The organism is Streptomyces sp. CG4 (assembly GCF_041080655.1).
Lineage (GTDB): Bacteria > Actinomycetota > Actinomycetes > Streptomycetales > Streptomycetaceae > Streptomyces.
In genome coordinates this window covers 4,331,900-4,347,707 of the sequence record NZ_CP163525.1, presented here as the reverse complement: position 1 = coordinate 4,347,707, position 15,808 = coordinate 4,331,900, and the positions used below count along the sequence as shown (strand labels likewise).

General features: G+C 70.6%; 16 protein-coding genes. 10 read left to right on the top strand and 6 right to left on the bottom strand.

The genetic code is table 11. The features are described from left to right. Positions 1-104: 104 nt before the first annotated feature. Positions 105-374 (top strand): DUF397 domain-containing protein, encoded by a 270-nt coding sequence (locus AB5L52_RS19795; protein ID WP_351026168.1) that lies wholly within the window; start codon positions 105-107, stop codon positions 372-374. A 112-nt stretch (positions 375-486) separates the two neighbouring features. Here AB5L52_RS19795 and AB5L52_RS19790 read toward each other — a convergent pair whose 3' ends face one another. Beyond that, on the bottom strand, positions 487-984 hold the full coding sequence (locus AB5L52_RS19790) for an ATP-binding protein (RefSeq protein ID WP_369365319.1): 498 nt from the start codon (positions 982-984) through the stop codon (positions 487-489). A 344-nt stretch (positions 985-1,328) separates the two neighbouring features. On the opposite strand from AB5L52_RS19790, the gene AB5L52_RS19785 reads away from it, so the two are divergent. From AB5L52_RS19785 to AB5L52_RS19760, 6 genes are all read left to right on the top strand, one after another. Then, positions 1,329-2,153 carry a helix-turn-helix transcriptional regulator gene (locus AB5L52_RS19785; protein WP_351026222.1) on the top strand — a complete coding sequence of 275 codons (825 nt, stop codon included), beginning with the start codon at positions 1,329-1,331 and terminating at the stop codon, positions 2,151-2,153. Between the two features lie 153 nt (positions 2,154-2,306). Continuing rightward, positions 2,307-3,767, top strand: a complete 1,461-nt coding sequence (locus AB5L52_RS19780; RefSeq protein ID WP_369365318.1) for an aldehyde dehydrogenase family protein — start codon at positions 2,307-2,309, stop codon at positions 3,765-3,767. 129 nt (positions 3,768-3,896) lie between these two features. Further along, positions 3,897-4,445, top strand: a complete 549-nt coding sequence (locus tag AB5L52_RS19775; protein ID WP_369365316.1) for a DinB family protein — start codon at positions 3,897-3,899, stop codon at positions 4,443-4,445. 39 nt (positions 4,446-4,484) lie between these two features. Next, positions 4,485-5,126, top strand: coding sequence for a PadR family transcriptional regulator (locus AB5L52_RS19770; protein ID WP_351572573.1), 642 nt, complete (start codon positions 4,485-4,487; stop codon positions 5,124-5,126). A gap of 105 nt (positions 5,127-5,231) precedes the next feature. Beyond that, a complete protein-coding gene (locus tag AB5L52_RS19765) occupies positions 5,232-6,203 on the top strand; it encodes an ATP-binding cassette domain-containing protein (protein WP_369368937.1) in 972 nt (323 codons plus the stop codon). Beyond that, positions 6,200-6,964, top strand: a complete 765-nt coding sequence (locus AB5L52_RS19760) for an ABC transporter permease (RefSeq protein ID WP_369365313.1) — start codon at positions 6,200-6,202, stop codon at positions 6,962-6,964. The genes AB5L52_RS19765 and AB5L52_RS19760 overlap by 4 nt, the downstream gene beginning before the upstream one ends. Positions 6,965-6,995: 31 nt before the next feature. On the opposite strand, the gene AB5L52_RS19755 is transcribed toward AB5L52_RS19760, so the two are convergent. Together AB5L52_RS19755 and AB5L52_RS19750 are read right to left on the bottom strand one after the other, a co-directional pair. Beyond that, on the bottom strand, positions 6,996-8,402 hold the full coding sequence (locus AB5L52_RS19755) for a glutamate decarboxylase (protein WP_351572579.1): 1,407 nt from the start codon (positions 8,400-8,402) through the stop codon (positions 6,996-6,998). 24 nt (positions 8,403-8,426) lie between these two features. Beyond that, positions 8,427-9,344 (bottom strand): chloride channel protein, encoded by a 918-nt coding sequence (locus AB5L52_RS19750; RefSeq protein ID WP_369365311.1) that lies wholly within the window; start codon positions 9,342-9,344, stop codon positions 8,427-8,429. A 151-nt stretch (positions 9,345-9,495) separates the two neighbouring features. Here AB5L52_RS19750 and AB5L52_RS19745 point away from each other — a divergent pair, with 151 nt between their 5' ends. Further along, positions 9,496-10,260: a MerR family transcriptional regulator gene (locus AB5L52_RS19745; RefSeq protein ID WP_351026181.1), complete on the top strand. Its 765-nt coding sequence runs from the start codon at positions 9,496-9,498 to the stop codon at positions 10,258-10,260. Between the two features lie 16 nt (positions 10,261-10,276). On the opposite strand, the gene AB5L52_RS19740 is transcribed toward AB5L52_RS19745, so the two are convergent. Continuing rightward, complete coding sequence (locus tag AB5L52_RS19740; protein ID WP_369365309.1) at positions 10,277-10,642, bottom strand: YbjQ family protein; 366 nt, start codon at positions 10,640-10,642, stop codon at positions 10,277-10,279. 142 nt (positions 10,643-10,784) lie between these two features. Between AB5L52_RS19740 and AB5L52_RS19735 the strand changes: the two genes are divergently transcribed. Beyond that, positions 10,785-11,708, top strand: coding sequence for a DedA family protein (locus AB5L52_RS19735; RefSeq protein ID WP_369365308.1), 924 nt, complete (start codon positions 10,785-10,787; stop codon positions 11,706-11,708). Positions 11,709-11,738: 30 nt separating this feature from the next. On the opposite strand, the gene AB5L52_RS19730 is transcribed toward AB5L52_RS19735, so the two are convergent. Together AB5L52_RS19730 and AB5L52_RS19725 are read right to left on the bottom strand one after the other, a co-directional pair. Continuing rightward, positions 11,739-13,394: a threonine/serine exporter family protein gene (locus tag AB5L52_RS19730; protein WP_351572591.1), complete on the bottom strand. Its 1,656-nt coding sequence runs from the start codon at positions 13,392-13,394 to the stop codon at positions 11,739-11,741. A 154-nt stretch (positions 13,395-13,548) separates the two neighbouring features. Continuing rightward, on the bottom strand, positions 13,549-14,040 hold the full coding sequence (locus AB5L52_RS19725) for an inorganic diphosphatase (RefSeq protein WP_046730908.1): 492 nt from the start codon (positions 14,038-14,040) through the stop codon (positions 13,549-13,551). A gap of 79 nt (positions 14,041-14,119) precedes the next feature. Here AB5L52_RS19725 and dacB point away from each other — a divergent pair, with 79 nt between their 5' ends. Continuing rightward, positions 14,120-15,721, top strand: coding sequence for a D-alanyl-D-alanine carboxypeptidase/D-alanyl-D-alanine-endopeptidase (dacB, locus tag AB5L52_RS19720; RefSeq protein WP_369365306.1), 1,602 nt, complete (start codon positions 14,120-14,122; stop codon positions 15,719-15,721). Positions 15,722-15,808 lie beyond the last annotated feature (87 nt).

Genomic DNA, 15,808 nt, shown 5'->3' with positions numbered 1-15,808 from the left:
CGTGCATTTGCTCATGCATCTGCAGGTGAACGGGGTTATGATCCGGGTCAGTTGACCACAGCATCTATGGCCACATCAGCCAGTGCACCACCGGGGAGCGACCTGTGGACCGCGACGTTGACGGCGTGTACGGGGGGTACGACGTGTACAACGGCATGGCTGCCGCGCAGCTGGTCGGAGTGGCCTGGCAGAAGAGCAGGCACAGCAACTCGCAGGGTTCCTGCGTGGAGTTCGCGCGGCTGCCGGGCGGCGAGGTCGCCGTACGCAACTCGCGTTTCCCGGACGGCCCGGCGCTCGTCTACACGCGCGCGGAGATCGAGGCCATGCTGCTCGGCGTCAAGGACGGAGAGTTCGACCACTTGACGACGAGCTGACGCCCGGGTGGGGGGGGGCGGGCCACGCCCCCCGGTGGCAACGATGTCGGACGCGGGGGAACGGGCGTTGCGACGCGCGTAGAAACCGGGCGCTCGTCGGTGCTGCGCCGTGTCAGCCGGTCGGCCGGAGCCGGAACAGCGCCCAGACCACCTTGCCGTCGAGGGTGCCCGCGAGGGGATGCCAGCCCCAGCTGTCGGCGAACGAGTCGACCAGGAACAGCCCGCGCCCGGACTCGGCGGAGAAGTCGTCCGAGTCGCGCGGTACCGGTGTCTCGTGGCTCGGGTCGCGCACCGCGCACACCAGTCGTTCGGTCCAGCGCATCAGGTGCAGGCGTACGGACGCGGCGTGTTCGGCGCATCCCGCGTCGGTGGCCGGCACCGCGTGGCGCAGGGCGTTGGTGACGAGTTCGGAGACGACCAGGCATATGTCGTCGAAGTGCTCGCCGACGTCCCACTGGCCGAGGGTGTCGCGGGTGAAGCGCCGGGCCTCGCGCACCGCCTCGTAACGGGCGGGCAGGGCGCAGGAGGCGGCATCGGACACGGCCGCAGGGTCCAGCGGCGGAAGGCCCTGCCGTAACGGCTTGAGCATGGTCGATCCATTCGTCCCCATGCGAGGCACTCCCGGGAAGACGCGGTCGTTGCGATGCAGCGGTGGCGCGGCACCATGGTTTCGGATGCGCGAAGCAGATGCAAGGGCAGATGCACGTGCACGCGACCGAATTAGCCCTGCCCGTACCGCTTCTTGGCCATTTTTTCCGCCATCTTCTCGGCGTTACCGCCAGAGGTCCTGACCTCTTCCCGACCGCACGCAGGCAGAAACGGCCCGCCTCTTTCCGTTTCCGTAACCGGGCGAGTACTGCTCGAAGTGTTTTAGTGGCAGACTGCGGGCCCTGAGGACGGTTGGGGAGGCTGACGAACGTGAGCGCGGGAGAGCCCGGATCGGTGGTGCGGCGGATGCTGCTCGGTTCGCAACTCAGGCGACTGCGTGAAGCGCGGGGGATCACGCGTGAGGCGGCGGGGTACTCGATCCGCGCCTCCGAGTCGAAGATCAGCCGGATGGAGCTGGGCCGGGTGAGCTTCAAGACCAGGGATGTCGAAGACCTGCTGACGCTGTACGGCATCACGGACGAGGCGGAGCGCGAGTCGCTGCTCTCCCTCGCCCGGGAGGCCAACGTGGCCGGCTGGTGGCACAGCTACACCGACGTCCTGCCCAGCTGGTTCCCCACCTATGTGGGCCTGGAGGGCGCCGCGTCCCTCATGCGGGTCTACGAGGTGCAGTTCGTCCACGGCCTGCTCCAGACCGAGGAGTACGCCCGCGCGGTGGTCCGGCGCGGCATGAAGGGCGCGAGCCCGGCCGATGTCGAGCGCCGGGTCGCGCTGCGCCTGGAGCGGCAGCGGCACCTGTTCGCGCGCAGCGCCCCGGAGTTCCACTTCATTCTCGACGAGGCCGCCCTGCGCCGCCCCTACGGCGACCGGGCGGTGATGCGCGGCCAGCTCCAGCACCTCATCGACGTCTCCCAGCGGCCCAACGTCCGGCTGCAGATCATGCCGTTCGGCTTCGGCGGGCACTCCGGTGAGAGCGGCGCCTTCACCATCCTCAGCTTTCCCGACGCCGACCTGTCCGACGTCGTCTACATGGAGCAGCTGACCAGCGCCCTCTACCTGGACAAGCGCGAGGACGTCGCCCAGTACGAGCAGGCGCTGAAGGAGCTGCAGCAGGACAGCCCGGGCCCCGACGAGAGCCGGGACCTGCTCCGCGGACTGCTCCAGCTGTCCTGACGGTCTCCCGGCCGTCGTGGGCGATCCCCTCCCGCCTCCTTCCGTCTCGACTCTGTCTTGAGCGGACTCCTTCAACTCGGTTTAAACACAAGTACGATGACGTGTGATCAGGCATGGCGTAGATCTGGTGTCCGCTAGCGATTGAGGGATCACATGTCGTCCTACTTCACCGACCTGGCCCAGCAGTACATCGACGGCGAGTGGCGTCGGGGCAGCGGCTCCTGGGACGTCATCGACTTCAACCCGTACGACGACGAGAAGCTGGCCTCGATCACGGTCGCCACGGTCGACGAGGTGGACCAGGCCTACCGGGCCGCCGCCCGCGCCCAGAAGCAGTGGGCCGCGACCAACCCCTACGCCCGCCGCGCGGTCCTGGAGCGGGCTCTCAGGCTCATAGAGGACCGCGAGCAGGAGATAGCCGACCTGATCATCGCGGAACTGGGCGGCACGCGCGTGAAGGCCGGTTTCGAGCTGCACCTCGCCAAGGAGTTCCTGCGCGAGTCGATCCACCTGGCGCTGCGCCCCGAGGGCAGGATCCTGCCCTCCCCGGCCGACGGCAAGGAGAACCGCGTCTACCGCGTCCCGGTCGGCGTCGTGGGCGTGATCAGCCCCTTCAACTTCCCCTTCCTGCTGTCGCTGAAGTCGGTCGCCCCCGCGCTCGCGCTCGGCAACGGCGTGGTCCTCAAGCCGCACCAGAACACCCCGATCGCCGGCGGCACCCTGATCGCCCGGATCTTCGAGGAGGCCGGGCTGCCCGGCGGCCTGCTCAACGTCGTCGTCACCGACATCGCCGAGATCGGCGACGCGTTCATCGAGCACCCCGTCCCGAAGGTCATCTCCTTCACCGGCTCCGACAAGGTCGGCCGGCACGTGGCCACCGTCTGCGCCGCGCACTTCAAGCGCTCGGTGCTCGAACTCGGCGGCAACAGCGCGCTGGTGGTCCTGGACGACGCCGACATCGACTACGCGGTGGACGCGGCGGTCTTCAGCCGGTTCGTCCACCAGGGCCAGGTCTGCATGGCCGCCAACCGGGTCCTCGTGGACTCCTCCGTCGCCGAGGAGTTCACCGAGAAGTTCGCCGCCAAGGTCCGCACCCTGAAGGTCGGTGACCCGCGCGACCCGCAGACCGTCATCGGCCCGGTGATCAACTCCCAGCAGGCGGGCGCCGTTTCCGGTGTCGTCGAGCAGGCGCTCGCCGAGGGCGCCACCGCCCTCGTGCGAGGCGCCACCTCCGGCAACCTGGTCGAGCCCAGCGTGCTCACCGACGTCCCCGCCGACTCCGCGCTGCTCCAGCAGGAGGTCTTCGGGCCGGTGGTCTTCCTCATCCCGTTCGACGGCGAGGAGGAGGCGCTGCGCATCGTCAACGACACCCCGTACGGCCTCAGCGGCGCCGTCCACACCGGCGACATCGAACGGGGCGTCGCCTTCGCCAAGCAGGTCGACACCGGCATGTTCCATGTGAACGACGGCACGGTCCACGACGAGCCGATCGTGCCGTTCGGCGGTGAGAAGCACTCCGGCCTCGGCCGCCTGAACGGCGAGACGACGCTGGAGGCCTTCACGACCATCAAGTGGATCTCGGTGCAGCACGGGCGCAGCGGCTTCCCGTTCTAGCCGCGCTTTTCCCGGAGCGGTTCTCGGCATCCCGGGCCATTGCGGACAGTATCTGACCTCAATGGCCCGTAGCGTCGTCGGTGTCAGGGGGCAGAAGGCCCCGGCATGGGTGAGGAGAGGCGGTCGGCCATGGTCACGCACGTCACGGCGGAGGAGCGGGGCGACGAGCGCGGGGCGCTGCTCGCGTTCATCGAGGAGCAGCGCGGCGGCATCCGCCGGGCCCTGCTCGGACTGACCGAGGAACAGGCCCGCACCCGCCCCAGCGCGAGCGAGCTGTCGCTCGGCGGACTGCTCAAGCATGTCGCCGAGGTCGAGCAGAGCTGGATCGCGCGGGCGAAGCAGGAGCCGCCGGCCATCCGGCGCGACCAGTCGAACTGGCACGAGACGTTCCAGCTGGTCGGCGAGGAGACGGTCGCCTCGCAGCTGGCGTGCTGGGAGCAGGTGGCCGCCGAGACGGAGAAGTTCATCCGTTCCGCGCCGAGCCTGGACGACACGTTCCCGCTGCCGCCGGACCCCTGGTTCCCGCCGGAGGGCCGGGTCTCGCTGCGCTGGGTGTGTCTGCACCTGATCCGCGAGACGGCCCGGCACGCCGGCCACGCCGACATCATCCGCGAGTCCCTGGACGGGAAGACCGCCTTCGAGCTGGTGGCCCAGGAGCAGGGCACTTCCTGGGGGTGATCGCGGGGCGGGCGGCCGTACGGCAATAACCTGGACCGCATGTCAGCGATCCGTCTTCTCGTGCTGGGCGCGGTCCGCCAGCACGGGCGGGCCCACGGTTACCAGGTGCGGGGCGACCTGGAGTACTGGGGCGCGCACGAGTGGTCCAACGCCAAGCCGGGCTCGATCTACCACGCCCTGAAGCAGATGGCCAAGCAAGGGCTGCTGCACGCGCACGAGATCGCGCCGTCCACGGCCGGCGGCCCGCCGCGCACCGAGTACGAGCTGACCGACCAGGGCACCGAGGAGTACTTCACCCTGCTGCGCGACGCGCTGGTCACCTACGACCAGCGCGGCGACATGAAGGCGGCCGCCATCGGCTTCATGGTCGATCTGCCGAGGGCCGAGGCGGTGGCGCTGCTGAAGGAGCGCACGCGCCGGATCGAGGCGTGGCGCTCCTCGGTCACCGAGGACTACGTGCCCGAGGGAGGGCCGGCGCAGCTCGGCCACATCGGCGAGATCATGAACATGTGGGTCCACACGGCCGACTCCGAGGCCGCGTGGACCCACGGCCTCGTCGAACGCATCGAGAACGGCGCCTACACCTTCGCCGGCGAGGGCGAACCGTTCGTCGGGATCCTCGCCGAGGGCGAGGAGAATCCGTACGCGACGGGGGAGCGGCACCCGGGGGACGACCGCTAGCAAGCCGGCAGGCTGGCTAATCAAGTTTGACCAATGCCTCGCCCCGCGTTACTTTCGAGCAGTAGTCAAGTTTGAATAGTGGAGGAGGTAACAGGAATGGGAGTAGTGGCCGACCCGGCGATCATCGTCGAAGGCGCCCGCAAGACCTACGGCACCCGGCAGGCCCTCGACGGCCTCGACCTGCAAGTGACCCCCGGCACGGTGCACGCCGTGCTCGGCCCGAACGGTGCGGGCAAGACCACCCTGGTCCGGATTCTGTCCACCCTGCTCAGGCCCGACGGCGGCCGCGTCGAGGTCGCCGGCCACGACGTGCTGACCGAGGCCCGCGCGGTACGCCGCCGCATCGGCCTGCTGGGCCAGTACGCCGCCCTGGACGAGCAGCTGGACGGCCGGCAGAACCTGGAGATGTTCGCCCGGCTGCACCACCTCGGCGCCCGCCACGCGCGCGTGCGTGCCGCCGGACTCCTGGAGCGCTTCGATCTCACCGCCACCGGTCGTACCCCGGTGGCCCGCTACAGCGGCGGTATGCGCCGCCGCCTCGACCTCGCCGCCTCCCTGATCACCGACCCCGAGGTGCTGTTCCTGGACGAGCCGACCACCGGCCTCGACCCGCGCGGCCGCGCCGAGGTCTGGTCCTCGGTCCGCTCCCTGGCCGGCGGCGGTACGACGGTCCTGCTCACCACGCAGTACCTGGAGGAGGCCGATCAGCTCGCCGACCGCATCGCCTTCGTGGACCACGGCCGGGTCGTCGCCGACGGCACGCCCGACGAGCTGAAGACCCTCACCGGCGGCGACCGCGTCGACATCGTCCTGCGCGAGGCGGGCCAACTCGGCGCCGCCGTCGCCCTGCTGCCCCTCTCCGGGGTCTCGGCGGACGCCGACCGCCGGCTGCTCAGCGCCCCGGTCACCGACCGCATGAGCGCGCTCTCCGGGGTCGTACGCGCCCTGGCGGACGCCGGCATCGAGGCCGAGGACATCGCCCTGCGCCGGCCCACCCTGGACGAGGTCTTCCTGCACCTCACGAACGACACCGACCGCGAGCGATCGGGCCATGCGAAAGAAGGTAGGGCCGCGTGAGCGCACATGTCCTGACCGACTCCTGGACCATGACCCGGCGCGAACTCGCCCACTGGGCGCGGCAGCCCGGGCAGGTGCTGGTCGCCCTGGTCTTCCCGGTGATGCTGCTGCTGATGTTCGGGTATCTGATCGGCGGCGGCCGGGGCGTCACCGGCGCCTACGTCGACTACCTGGTGCCCGGCATGCTCGCGCTCACCATGGCCTTCGGCCTGGAGGGCACGATGCTCAACGTCACCCAGGACCTCACCAGGGGCGTGATCGACCGCTTCCGCTCCCTGCCCATGGCCAACGGGGCCGTCCTGGTGGGCCGTTCGGCGGCCGACATGCTGCAGTCGGCGGTGGCGCTGGCGCTGCTCACGGCCGTGGCGTACCGCCTGGGCTGGCGGCCGTACGGCGGCCCCGGCGCTCTCCTCGCCGCCGTCGGCCTGCTCCTGCTGTTCCGTTTCGCCATGCTCTGGATCGGCATCCATCTCGCCCTGGTCGCCGGCCGGCCCGAGATGGTCCAGGCGGTCCAGATCCTCATCTGGCCCGTCGGCTTCCTCTCCAACGCCCTCGCCGCACCGGACGCCATGCCCGGCTGGCTGGGCACGGCCGTCCAGTGGAACCCGCTCTCCCGGACCGCGACGGCCGTACGGGAGCTGCTCGGCGGCCAGGGCGCGGAGGCGGGGCACCTGGGGGCGGCCGTGGTCTGGCCGCTCGGCCTGCTGGCCGTGTTCTTCCCGCTGGCCGTAGGGAAGTTCGCCCGCCTCGGCCGCCAGTGAGGGAACCCGGCGTCCAGTGCCTGTTGGGGCACTAGTGATGGAAGCTGGTGGCCGCGTCCTTGTCCCGGGTCAGCGGATGCGGCTGCCGGCGCAGCTCGGGCAGCAGGCGGGTCAGGTCGGCCAGGAACAGGTCGGCCAGGTCGCGGGAGAAGCCGTTGCGGCACACCACCCGCAGCACGGACAGGTCCTCGCGGTTCGCGGGGAAGGTGTACGCGGGCACCAGCCAACCCCCCTCGCGCAGCCGCCGGGAGACGTCGAAGACGTCGTAGGCGGTCACGTCCGCAGTGGTGGTGAAGGCGAAGACCGGCAGTTCGTCGCCCCGGGTCAGCAACCGGAAGTCGCCGAGCGCCGCGATCCGTTCGGCGAGCCCGGTCGCCACGTCCCGCGTGGACTGCTGCACCGCGCGGTAGCCGTCGCGGCCCAGCCGCAGGAACGTGTAGTACTGCGCGACCACCTGGGCGCCGGGCCGGGAGAAGTTGAGCGCGAAGGTCGGCATGTCACCGCCCAGGTAGTTGACCCGGAAGACCAGCTCCTCGGGCAGCGCCTCCCGGTCCCGCCACAGCGCCCAGCCGACGCCCGGGTAGACCAGGCCGTACTTGTGGCCCGAGGTGTTGATCGAGGCCACGCGCGGCAGTCGGAAGTCCCACATCAGGTCCGGGTCGAGGAAGGGCGCCACCATGCCGCCGGACGCGCCGTCCACGTGCACCGGGATGTCGAGCCCCGTGAGCTCCTGGAGGCCGTCCAGGGCCAGGCACAGGTCGGCGATCGGCTCGTAGGAGCCGTCGAACGTCGAACCGAGGATGCCGACGACCCCGATGGTGTTCTCGTCGCACAGCTCGGCCGCGGCCTGCGGGTCCAGATGGAAACGGTCGCCCTCCATGGGCACCTGCCGGGCCTCCACCTCCCAGAAGTTGCAGAACTTCTCCCAGCACACCTGGACGTTGATGCCCATCACCAGGTTGGGGCGGGCGCCCGGGTACCGGTCGGCGTTGCGCCTGGCCCACCGTCGCTTGAGCGCCATCCCGGCGAGCATGCACGCCTCGCTCGACCCGGTCGTCGAACAGCCCACCACCGCCGACGGGTCCGGCGCGTTCCACAGGTCGGCGAGCATCGCCACACAGCGCCGCTCCAGCTCGGCCGTGCGCGGGTACTCGTCCTTGTCGATCATGTTCTTGTCCCGGCACTCCGTCATCAGCACCCCGGCCTGCGGCTCCATCCAGGTGGTGACGAACGTGGCCAGATTCAGCCGGGAGTTGCCGTCCAGCATCAGCTCGTCGTGCACCAGCTGGTACGCCGTCGACGGGGGCAGCGGCGCGTCCGGGAGCCGGTGCGTGGGCGGGGCCTCGGTCATGCCGCCGACCGGATTGGCCTCCCCGAAGAACGGGTTGACCGACATCGTCCGCTCTTCGTGTTTCTCGGGACCTTTGTGCAGGGCCATGAACGTGCCTCCAGGGAAGGTGTTTCAGCGGACCGGGGTGCCGTCCTCGCGCAACTGCATCTGCGCCCGCCCCGTCACCGGCAGCCAGGCCGGCAGCGACACGATGCACAGCAGGGCGAGGACGCTCGGCGAGGCGACCAGCACGGCGGCCGTGAACAGGCTCACCCGGGCCTGCCGGGTGATGGCCAGGAGCATGCCCAGGACGCCTGTCGCCACGCCGACCGCCGGATGTACGGCGGGAACGAGCGCATGGGCGCACAGACCGAGGGCGGTGCCGATGACGACCGCCGGGAAGACTTGAACAGCGTCAGACGGCCGCCCAGGGCCCAGAGCGCCGAGCGCGACCCCGTCGGCCGGCAGCATCAGCATCGGGTGCCGCAGCCGCCGGAAGGCCGCGTGGACGTGCAGGAAGGCGTACACGGCGCCCATGCCGAGCAGCACGGCCGCCGAGGCGATCACCAGGGCCGCCAGGAGATCCTCCGCGCGCGGGTGGTGGCTCATGGGCGGCAACCCCGGGTCGAAGGTGGGGTGGGCCACGAGGGTGGTCGTCATGGCCCCGCACACGCCGGCGATCAGCGGCGCGAACACGTTGTCCCACAGCTGCCCGCGCATCGCCCGCCCGGCCGGCGCCTCGGAGATCACCAGCGCCGCCGCCACCGGCGTGCCGAACAGCGCGCCGACCGTCGCCGCCTCGGCCGGCACCGGCCACAGGGCGCCCGGCCCGGCGTGCCCGGGTGCCTTCCACACCACCAGGCCGATCGCGAGCCCCGTGGCGAGCAGCATCACGAACATCCACAGCACCGAGGAGCGGCCCACCCCGACGAAGACCAGGCCGGCGACCACGCCGACGACCGCGGCGGGCAGGATGAACGGCGGCAGGGCCCGCGCCGGTGCCGTAGGGGCGGGCGGGGGTGTCTGTGCCGCGTCGGTTTCCTGGGCCACGGGCTCACCATAAGCGGACAAAATGCCCATAACATCCCAAACATGCTCGAACATCTCGAACATCTCGAACATCGCGAGCAGAAACCGGCTTGCACCTCACGTGACGTGAGGCCGCAGCGTGGAGGGCGTACCGACGACAAGGAGCGGAAGAATGAGCTACTCCGTGGGACAGGTCGCGGGGTTCGCCGGGATCACGGTGCGCACCCTGCACCACTACGACGAGATCGGCCTGCTCGTGCCCAGCGAGCGCACGTACGCCGGCCACCGGCGCTACAACGACGCCGATCTCGACCGGCTCCAGCAGATCCTGTTCTACCGGGAGCTCGGCTTCCCGCTCGACGAGGTCGCGGCCCTGCTCGACGACCCGGACGTGGACCCGCGCGCACACCTGCGCCGCCAGCACGAACTGCTGACCGCCCGGATCGAGAAGCTGCAGAAGATGGCCGCGGCCGTGGAGCACGCCATGGAGGCACGCAAGATGGGCATCAACCTCACGCCGGAGGAGCGGTTCGAGGTCTTCGGGGACAAGGACCCCGAGCAGTACCGCGAGGAGGCCGAGCAGCGCTGGGGCGACACCGAGGCGTACGCCGAGTCGCAGCGCCGCGCCGCCACCTACACCAAGGAGGACTGGAAGCGCATCCAGGCCGAGGTCGACGACTGGGGCGAGCGGTACGCCGCCCTGGTCGCCGCCGGAGAGCAGCCGGCCGGCGAGGCGGCCATGGACCTGGCCGAGGAGCACCGGCAGCACGTCAGCAGGTACTACTTCGAGGTGCCGTACGAGATGCACCGGTGCTTCGCGGAGATGTACGTCTCCGACGAGCGCTTCAAGGCGTACTACGACGCCATGCGCCCCGGGCTCGCCGAGCACCTGCACGACGCGATCCTCGCCAACGCCGACCGGCACACCGCGTCCTGACGTCCTGGCCCGGGGCTCACTCCCGGGCCAGGACCACCGCCGTGCCGTAGGCGCACACCTCCGTGCCCACGTCGGCGGCCTCGGTCACGTCGAACCGGAACGCCAGCACGCCGTTGGCACCACGCGCGCGTGCCTGCTCCACCAGGCGCTCCATGGCCTGGTTGCGGGTCTGCACGAGCGTCTTGGTGAGCCCCTTGAGCTCGCCGCCGATCATCGACTTCAGCCCGGCGCCGATCTGGCTGCCGAGGTGCCGGGAGCGCACGGTGAGTCCGAAGACCTCACCGATCACCTCCTGCACCCGGTGTCCGGGCACGTCGTTCGTGGTCACGACCAGTACGTCAGGCTGCGGCCCCTGGCCGCCGCCGTAGTCCTCGAGTCCCATGCATCACAGCTTTCTCTCAGTCATCCCACAGTGCATCCTGGAGACACCGGTGGAACCTGGGGCGGTCACATCACGTTGATAGTTTTGTGCGGCCTTCACATGGACGCCGTAGCCGCCTTCACCCCCTCAGGAGCCCGGACCCGTGATGACACTTGCCCTCGGCCCGAGCTGGCTCGATCCCAACACTCTGCTGGACAACTTCGGCATCTGGGGCCTGCTGCTCGTCGTCTTCGCCGAGTCCGGCCTGCTCATCGGGTTCTTTCTGCCCGGTGACTCGCTGCTCTTCACCTGCGGCCTGCTGATCACCTCGCACCAGCTGAACTTCCCGCTGTGGGGTGCGATCGCCCTGATCTGTCTCGCCGCGATCCTCGGCGACCAGGCGGGCTACATGTTCGGCAAGAAGGTCGGCCCGTCCCTGTTCAACCGCCCGGACTCCCGCCTGTTCAAGCAGGAGAACGTCACCAAGGCCCACGAGTTCTTCGAGAAGTACGGCCCGAAGTCCCTGGTCCTGGCCCGCTTCGTGCCGGTGGTGCGCACGTTCACGCCGATCATCGCGGGCGTCAGCGGCATGAAGTACCGCTCGTTCCTGATCTTCAACGTCATCGGCGGCGCCCTGTGGGGCGCGGGCGTCACCCTGCTCGGCTCCTGGCTCGGCAACATCGGCTTCGTCAAGAACAACATCGAGGCGATCCTGATCCTGATCGTCCTCGTCTCCGTGGTCCCGATCGCCATCGAGTTCCTGCGCGCCCGCGGCAAGGAGAAGAAGGCGGCGAAGAGGGCCCCGCAGCAGATGCCGGAGGCGTCCCGCCCGGCCCCGCCGGCCATGGACGCCGCGACGACCCAGCTGCGCCGCATCGAGCCGGAGCAGCACTACGGCAACGAGTACGAGCAGCAGCCGTACCAGCAGCCCCAGCAGCAGGACTGGAACCAGCAGTACTACGACCAGCAGCAGTACCAGCAGCACTACCCGCAGCAGCAGTACGAGCAGCAGCATCCGCAGCAGCAGTACGGGTACGGGCAGCAGGACGCGCAGCAGCAGTACCCGTACGACTACCGCCAGCAGTAGCCAATGCCAGGGGTCTGGGGGTCCCGGGCCCTAGAAACCCCTGGTCCGCTTGGCAGCGCGGCGCTTCCCGGGGGAGCCGACCCGCAGGAACAGCCGGAAGATCTCCGACCCCAGATTGACCCCGATCGCGATGGCCATGGCCAGCGACGCCGCGTTGGCCAGCGACACCAGCCCCTTGTCCACCTCGTTCTGCGCCATGCTCAGCAGCCCGAAATACGTGGCGGAGCCGGGCAGCAGCGGCCCGATCGCCGCCGTCGTATACGGCAGCGCCGACGCGAACCGGTACCGCGACAGCAGCTGCCCGAAGAGACCCACCAGCCCCGCCGCCACGAACGTGGACGCCACCGGCGAGATGTCGCCGACGTAGTGCATCGCCCCGTACACCGTCCACGCCACGCCCCCGTTGAGCGTCACCCACAGCACGGTCGAGCGCTCCTGCTGCAGCAGCACCGCGAACGTCAGCGACAGCAGCATGGAGGCCGCGATCTGGATCAGCGGCCGCTCGTTGATGATGAGCGCCGCGTCCGGGTTGAGCTTGCCGCCGACCTTCACGCCGAAGTACAGGACGACCAGCACGCCGGCGACGATGCCGACGAAGAAGTACAGGACCTCCAGCAGGCGGGCCGCGGCGGTGATGTAGAAGCCGGTCAGACCGTCCTGCACGCCCGCCACCAGGGCCCGCCCGGGCAGCAGGGCGAACAGTCCACCGGTGACGACGGCGGCCGCCTTGACGTCGATGTGGGCCAGCGCGAACGCCACCCCGATCGCCGCGGGCGGCATCGCGGCCACCGTGAACTGGTAGAACTCGGGCAGTCCGCGCCCGGCACACAGCCAGGCCAGCCGGTCGCCGAGCATCGCGCCGAGGGCGGCCGCGACGAACACGATCAGATCACCGCCGACCAGCGTGGAGGCCGCACCGGCCAGCAGACCGCTGGCCAGGGTCAGTGCCCAGCCGGGATAGGGGTGCCGGTTGCGGCGGATCTCCGCCAGCCGCCGGTAGGCCTCCTCCAGGGAGACATGGGCCTCCGGGTCGGTCAGGTCGTCCACCAGCCGGAACACGGCTGAGAGCCGGGTGTAGTCGGTGCCCCGCCGGCGTACCGTCCGCGACGCCGTCACCGGGTCCTCCACCAGCGACGGCTGGTGCGAGATGGACAGCAGGGTGAAGGTGACGTTCGGCTCGCAGCGGTCCAGGCCGTAGGAGCGGCACACCGCGAACATCGCGGCCTCCACGTCCTCCGCGCCCTCACCGCCGGCCAGCAGCAGCTCCCCGATGCGCAGGGTCAGGTCGAGGACGCGCGGAACGGCCGGGCCCTCCTCCTCGTGGCGCTGCACGTGCTCCGGGGCGGGCCGCTCGGCCACCGGCATGCGCAGCATCGTGCGCATCCGGTCCTGCCAGGGGGCGTCCTTGACCAGGCTGACCAGCGGCACTCCGGTGGCCGGAGTGAACGCGATCAGGGTGTCCTTGGCGCTGTAGGTGCTCGGCGGGCTGAACGCCGACCCCTCCGGCTCGGCGCTCGGCGGCTCCGGCGTCTGCAGCCCCTCCGGCACCGCGAACTCGGAGGTCGTCTCCGGTTCGAGAACCGTCCTCGGGACGTCGAGCCCGGCGGGAATGGCGAACTCGGACGTGATCTCCGGGTCGTACCGCGCCTCGTCCGACCGGGGCTTGCGGTCCTCCGCCTCCGTCACCTCGCACCGCTCCCTGAACGACACCTTCCGCTGGCCTCAGTATGCGCATGGACACCCGGACGAGTCCGCACGGGTGCGTGCATGCGAAAAGGGCCGCACGCGCACGCGTGAGACCCGTTTCGCAGAAGACGCCTGAAACGGCGCCGTAGGGGCGTCAGTGGCCGCCCTGCTCCTTGAAGCGCTTGTAGGACCGCTCGATCTCGACCTCGGCGTCCGTGCGGCCCACCCAGTTGGCACCCTCGACCGACTTGCCGGGCTCCAGGTCCTTGTACACCTCGAAGAAGTGCTGGATCTCCAGGCGGTCGAACTCCGACACGTGGTGGATGTCGCGCAGGTGCTCCACCCGCGGGTCGGTGGCCGGAACGCACAGCAGCTTGTCGTCGCCGCCGGCCTCGTCCGTCATCCGGAACATGCCGATCGCACGGCACTTGATGAGGCAGCCCGGGAAGGTCGGCTCGTCCAGGATGACCAGCGCGTCCAGCGGGTCGCCGTCCTCGCCGAGGGTGTTCTCGACGAAGCCGTAGTCGGTCGGGTAGGCGGTCGAGGTGAAGAGACGACGGTCCAGGCGGATCCGACCCGTCTCGTGATCCACCTCGTACTTGTTGCGCGAACCCTTCGGGATCTCGATCGTGACGTCGAACTCCACCGGTGGCTCCTCCATGATCAGCACATAGTTCTGGTGGTTAAGTGTCCCTCACGCACGTGTGTGATCGCGAAAGGGGCTGGTGGTCGTGCCAGAGCTGAGGCCTTGGCGAGCCGCGGGACCGCAGCTGGAGCGGATCGCGAACGCCGTACGACCGCGTCTGGCGCGGGCCGCGACGGCCGCGAAACCGCACCTCGCACGGTGGACCCGGGCCCGTGGGCCCCGCCCCCCGCACCTGCGGCGTCCCCGGTCCGTCAGGACCTGGCAGTACACTGCGGGCGCCGCCACCGCCGGCCTCGCACTCGCCGCCGGCGTGGTGACCGTGGCCGGCCCCTGGGACGCCGACGGTCAGCGTACGGCCGAGCGGGACCGGGCGGTCGCCCTGCAGCGGTCAGGTGGCGCAGATCACGGCGGATCCGGTACGGCGGCGGGGGCGCCCCGGCCCGCGCCGAGCGCCGCGCCCGTCCTGGTGGGCCTGGACGCCGCGAGGAGCGCCGCCGGCACCCTGCAGGCCGCCCCGGGCGGAAAAGCCTTCTCCGACGTCCTGGGGCCCCTTCTGAGCGCCTCCGCGCTGGGCGACACGCACACGGCCGCCGTCGTCGACGTGGCCACCGGCACGCGCGTGTACGACGCCGGCGCCGACAAAGCCCTCACCCCGGCCTCCACGACCAAGATCGCCACCGCGGTCGCCGCCCTGTCCGCCCTGGGCCCCGACCACCGCCTCACCACGCGCGCGGCCCTCGAACCCGACACCGGCGAACTCGTCCTGGTCGGTGGCGGCGACCCCACCCTCACCGCGCACGAGGCGTCCGACGGCTGGGCCAGCCTGCGCACGCTGGCCGCGAACGCCGCGAAGGCACTTCAGCGGCGCGGCATCCACAAGGTCACGCTCTCCTACGACACGACCCTCTACTCCGGCCCCGCCCTGCACCCCATCGGCGTCAACGACAACCTGGCACCCGTGAGCGCCCTCACCGCCGACGAGGGCCGCGCCGACGACTCCACCAGCGGTCCGGCAGCCCGCGCGAGCGACCCGGCGCAGGCGGCGGCCGGCGAGTTCGCGGGCTTCCTGGACGCCGCCGGCATCACCACCACACCGCCCGGCCCCTCCAAGGCCAGCACGCGCGCGGAGACCCTCGCCACGGTCTCCTCGCCCCCGCTGTCCACCCTGGTCGAGCGCATGCTGACCAACAGCGACAACGACATCGCCGAGCACCTGGCCCGCCAGACGGCCCTCGCCAGCGGCGAACCCGGCAGCTTCGACGGCGGCGCCAAGGCGATCTCCGCACGGCTGACCAAGCTCGGCCTGCCGATGTCCGGCGCCTCCTTCCACGACGGCAGCGGCCTCGACCGCGACGACCGGCTCACCGCCGGCCTCCTGACCGGCCTCCTCGTCACGGCCGGCGACCCCGAACGCCCCGGCCTGCGCCCCGTCCTCACCGGCCTGCCCGTGGCCGGCTTCACCGGCACCCTCGCCGACCGCTACACCGACAGCGCGGCAGGCGTCGTACGCGCCAAGACCGGCACCCTGACCGGGGTGAACACCCTCGCCGGCACGGTCGTGGACGCCGACGGCCACCTCCTGGCCTTCGCCTTCATGGCCTCCGGCACGACCAGCCCCACGGAGGCCGAGTCGGCCCTGGACAAGACGGCGACGGCACTGGCGAACTGCGGCTGCAGGTAGCGGATCCCGCTGCCGTGCCGGGTGCCCGCCCGACGACCCCCGCCCCTGCCACCCCTCATGGCCTGCCCCAAGCGGGAGCGGTCCCGT

What these genes read in the sequence shown, in the direction of transcription:
- AB5L52_RS19790 (WP_369365319.1), bottom strand. Translation starts at nt 984, where the DNA reads ATGGGGACGAATGGATCGACCATGCTCAAGCCGTTACGGCAGGGCCTT.
- AB5L52_RS19785 (WP_351026222.1), top strand. Translation starts at nt 1,329, where the DNA reads ATGCTGCTCGGTTCGCAACTCAGGCGACTGCGTGAAGCGCGGGGGATC.
- AB5L52_RS19780 (WP_369365318.1), top strand. Translation starts at nt 2,307, where the DNA reads ATGTCGTCCTACTTCACCGACCTGGCCCAGCAGTACATCGACGGCGAG.
- AB5L52_RS19775 (WP_369365316.1), top strand. Translation starts at nt 3,897, where the DNA reads ATGGTCACGCACGTCACGGCGGAGGAGCGGGGCGACGAGCGCGGGGCG.
- AB5L52_RS19770 (WP_351572573.1), top strand. Translation starts at nt 4,485, where the DNA reads ATGTCAGCGATCCGTCTTCTCGTGCTGGGCGCGGTCCGCCAGCACGGG.
- AB5L52_RS19755 (WP_351572579.1), bottom strand. Translation starts at nt 8,402, where the DNA reads ATGGCCCTGCACAAAGGTCCCGAGAAACACGAAGAGCGGACGATGTCG.
- AB5L52_RS19745 (WP_351026181.1), top strand. Translation starts at nt 9,496, where the DNA reads ATGAGCTACTCCGTGGGACAGGTCGCGGGGTTCGCCGGGATCACGGTG.
- AB5L52_RS19740 (WP_369365309.1), bottom strand. Translation starts at nt 10,642, where the DNA reads ATGGGACTCGAGGACTACGGCGGCGGCCAGGGGCCGCAGCCTGACGTA.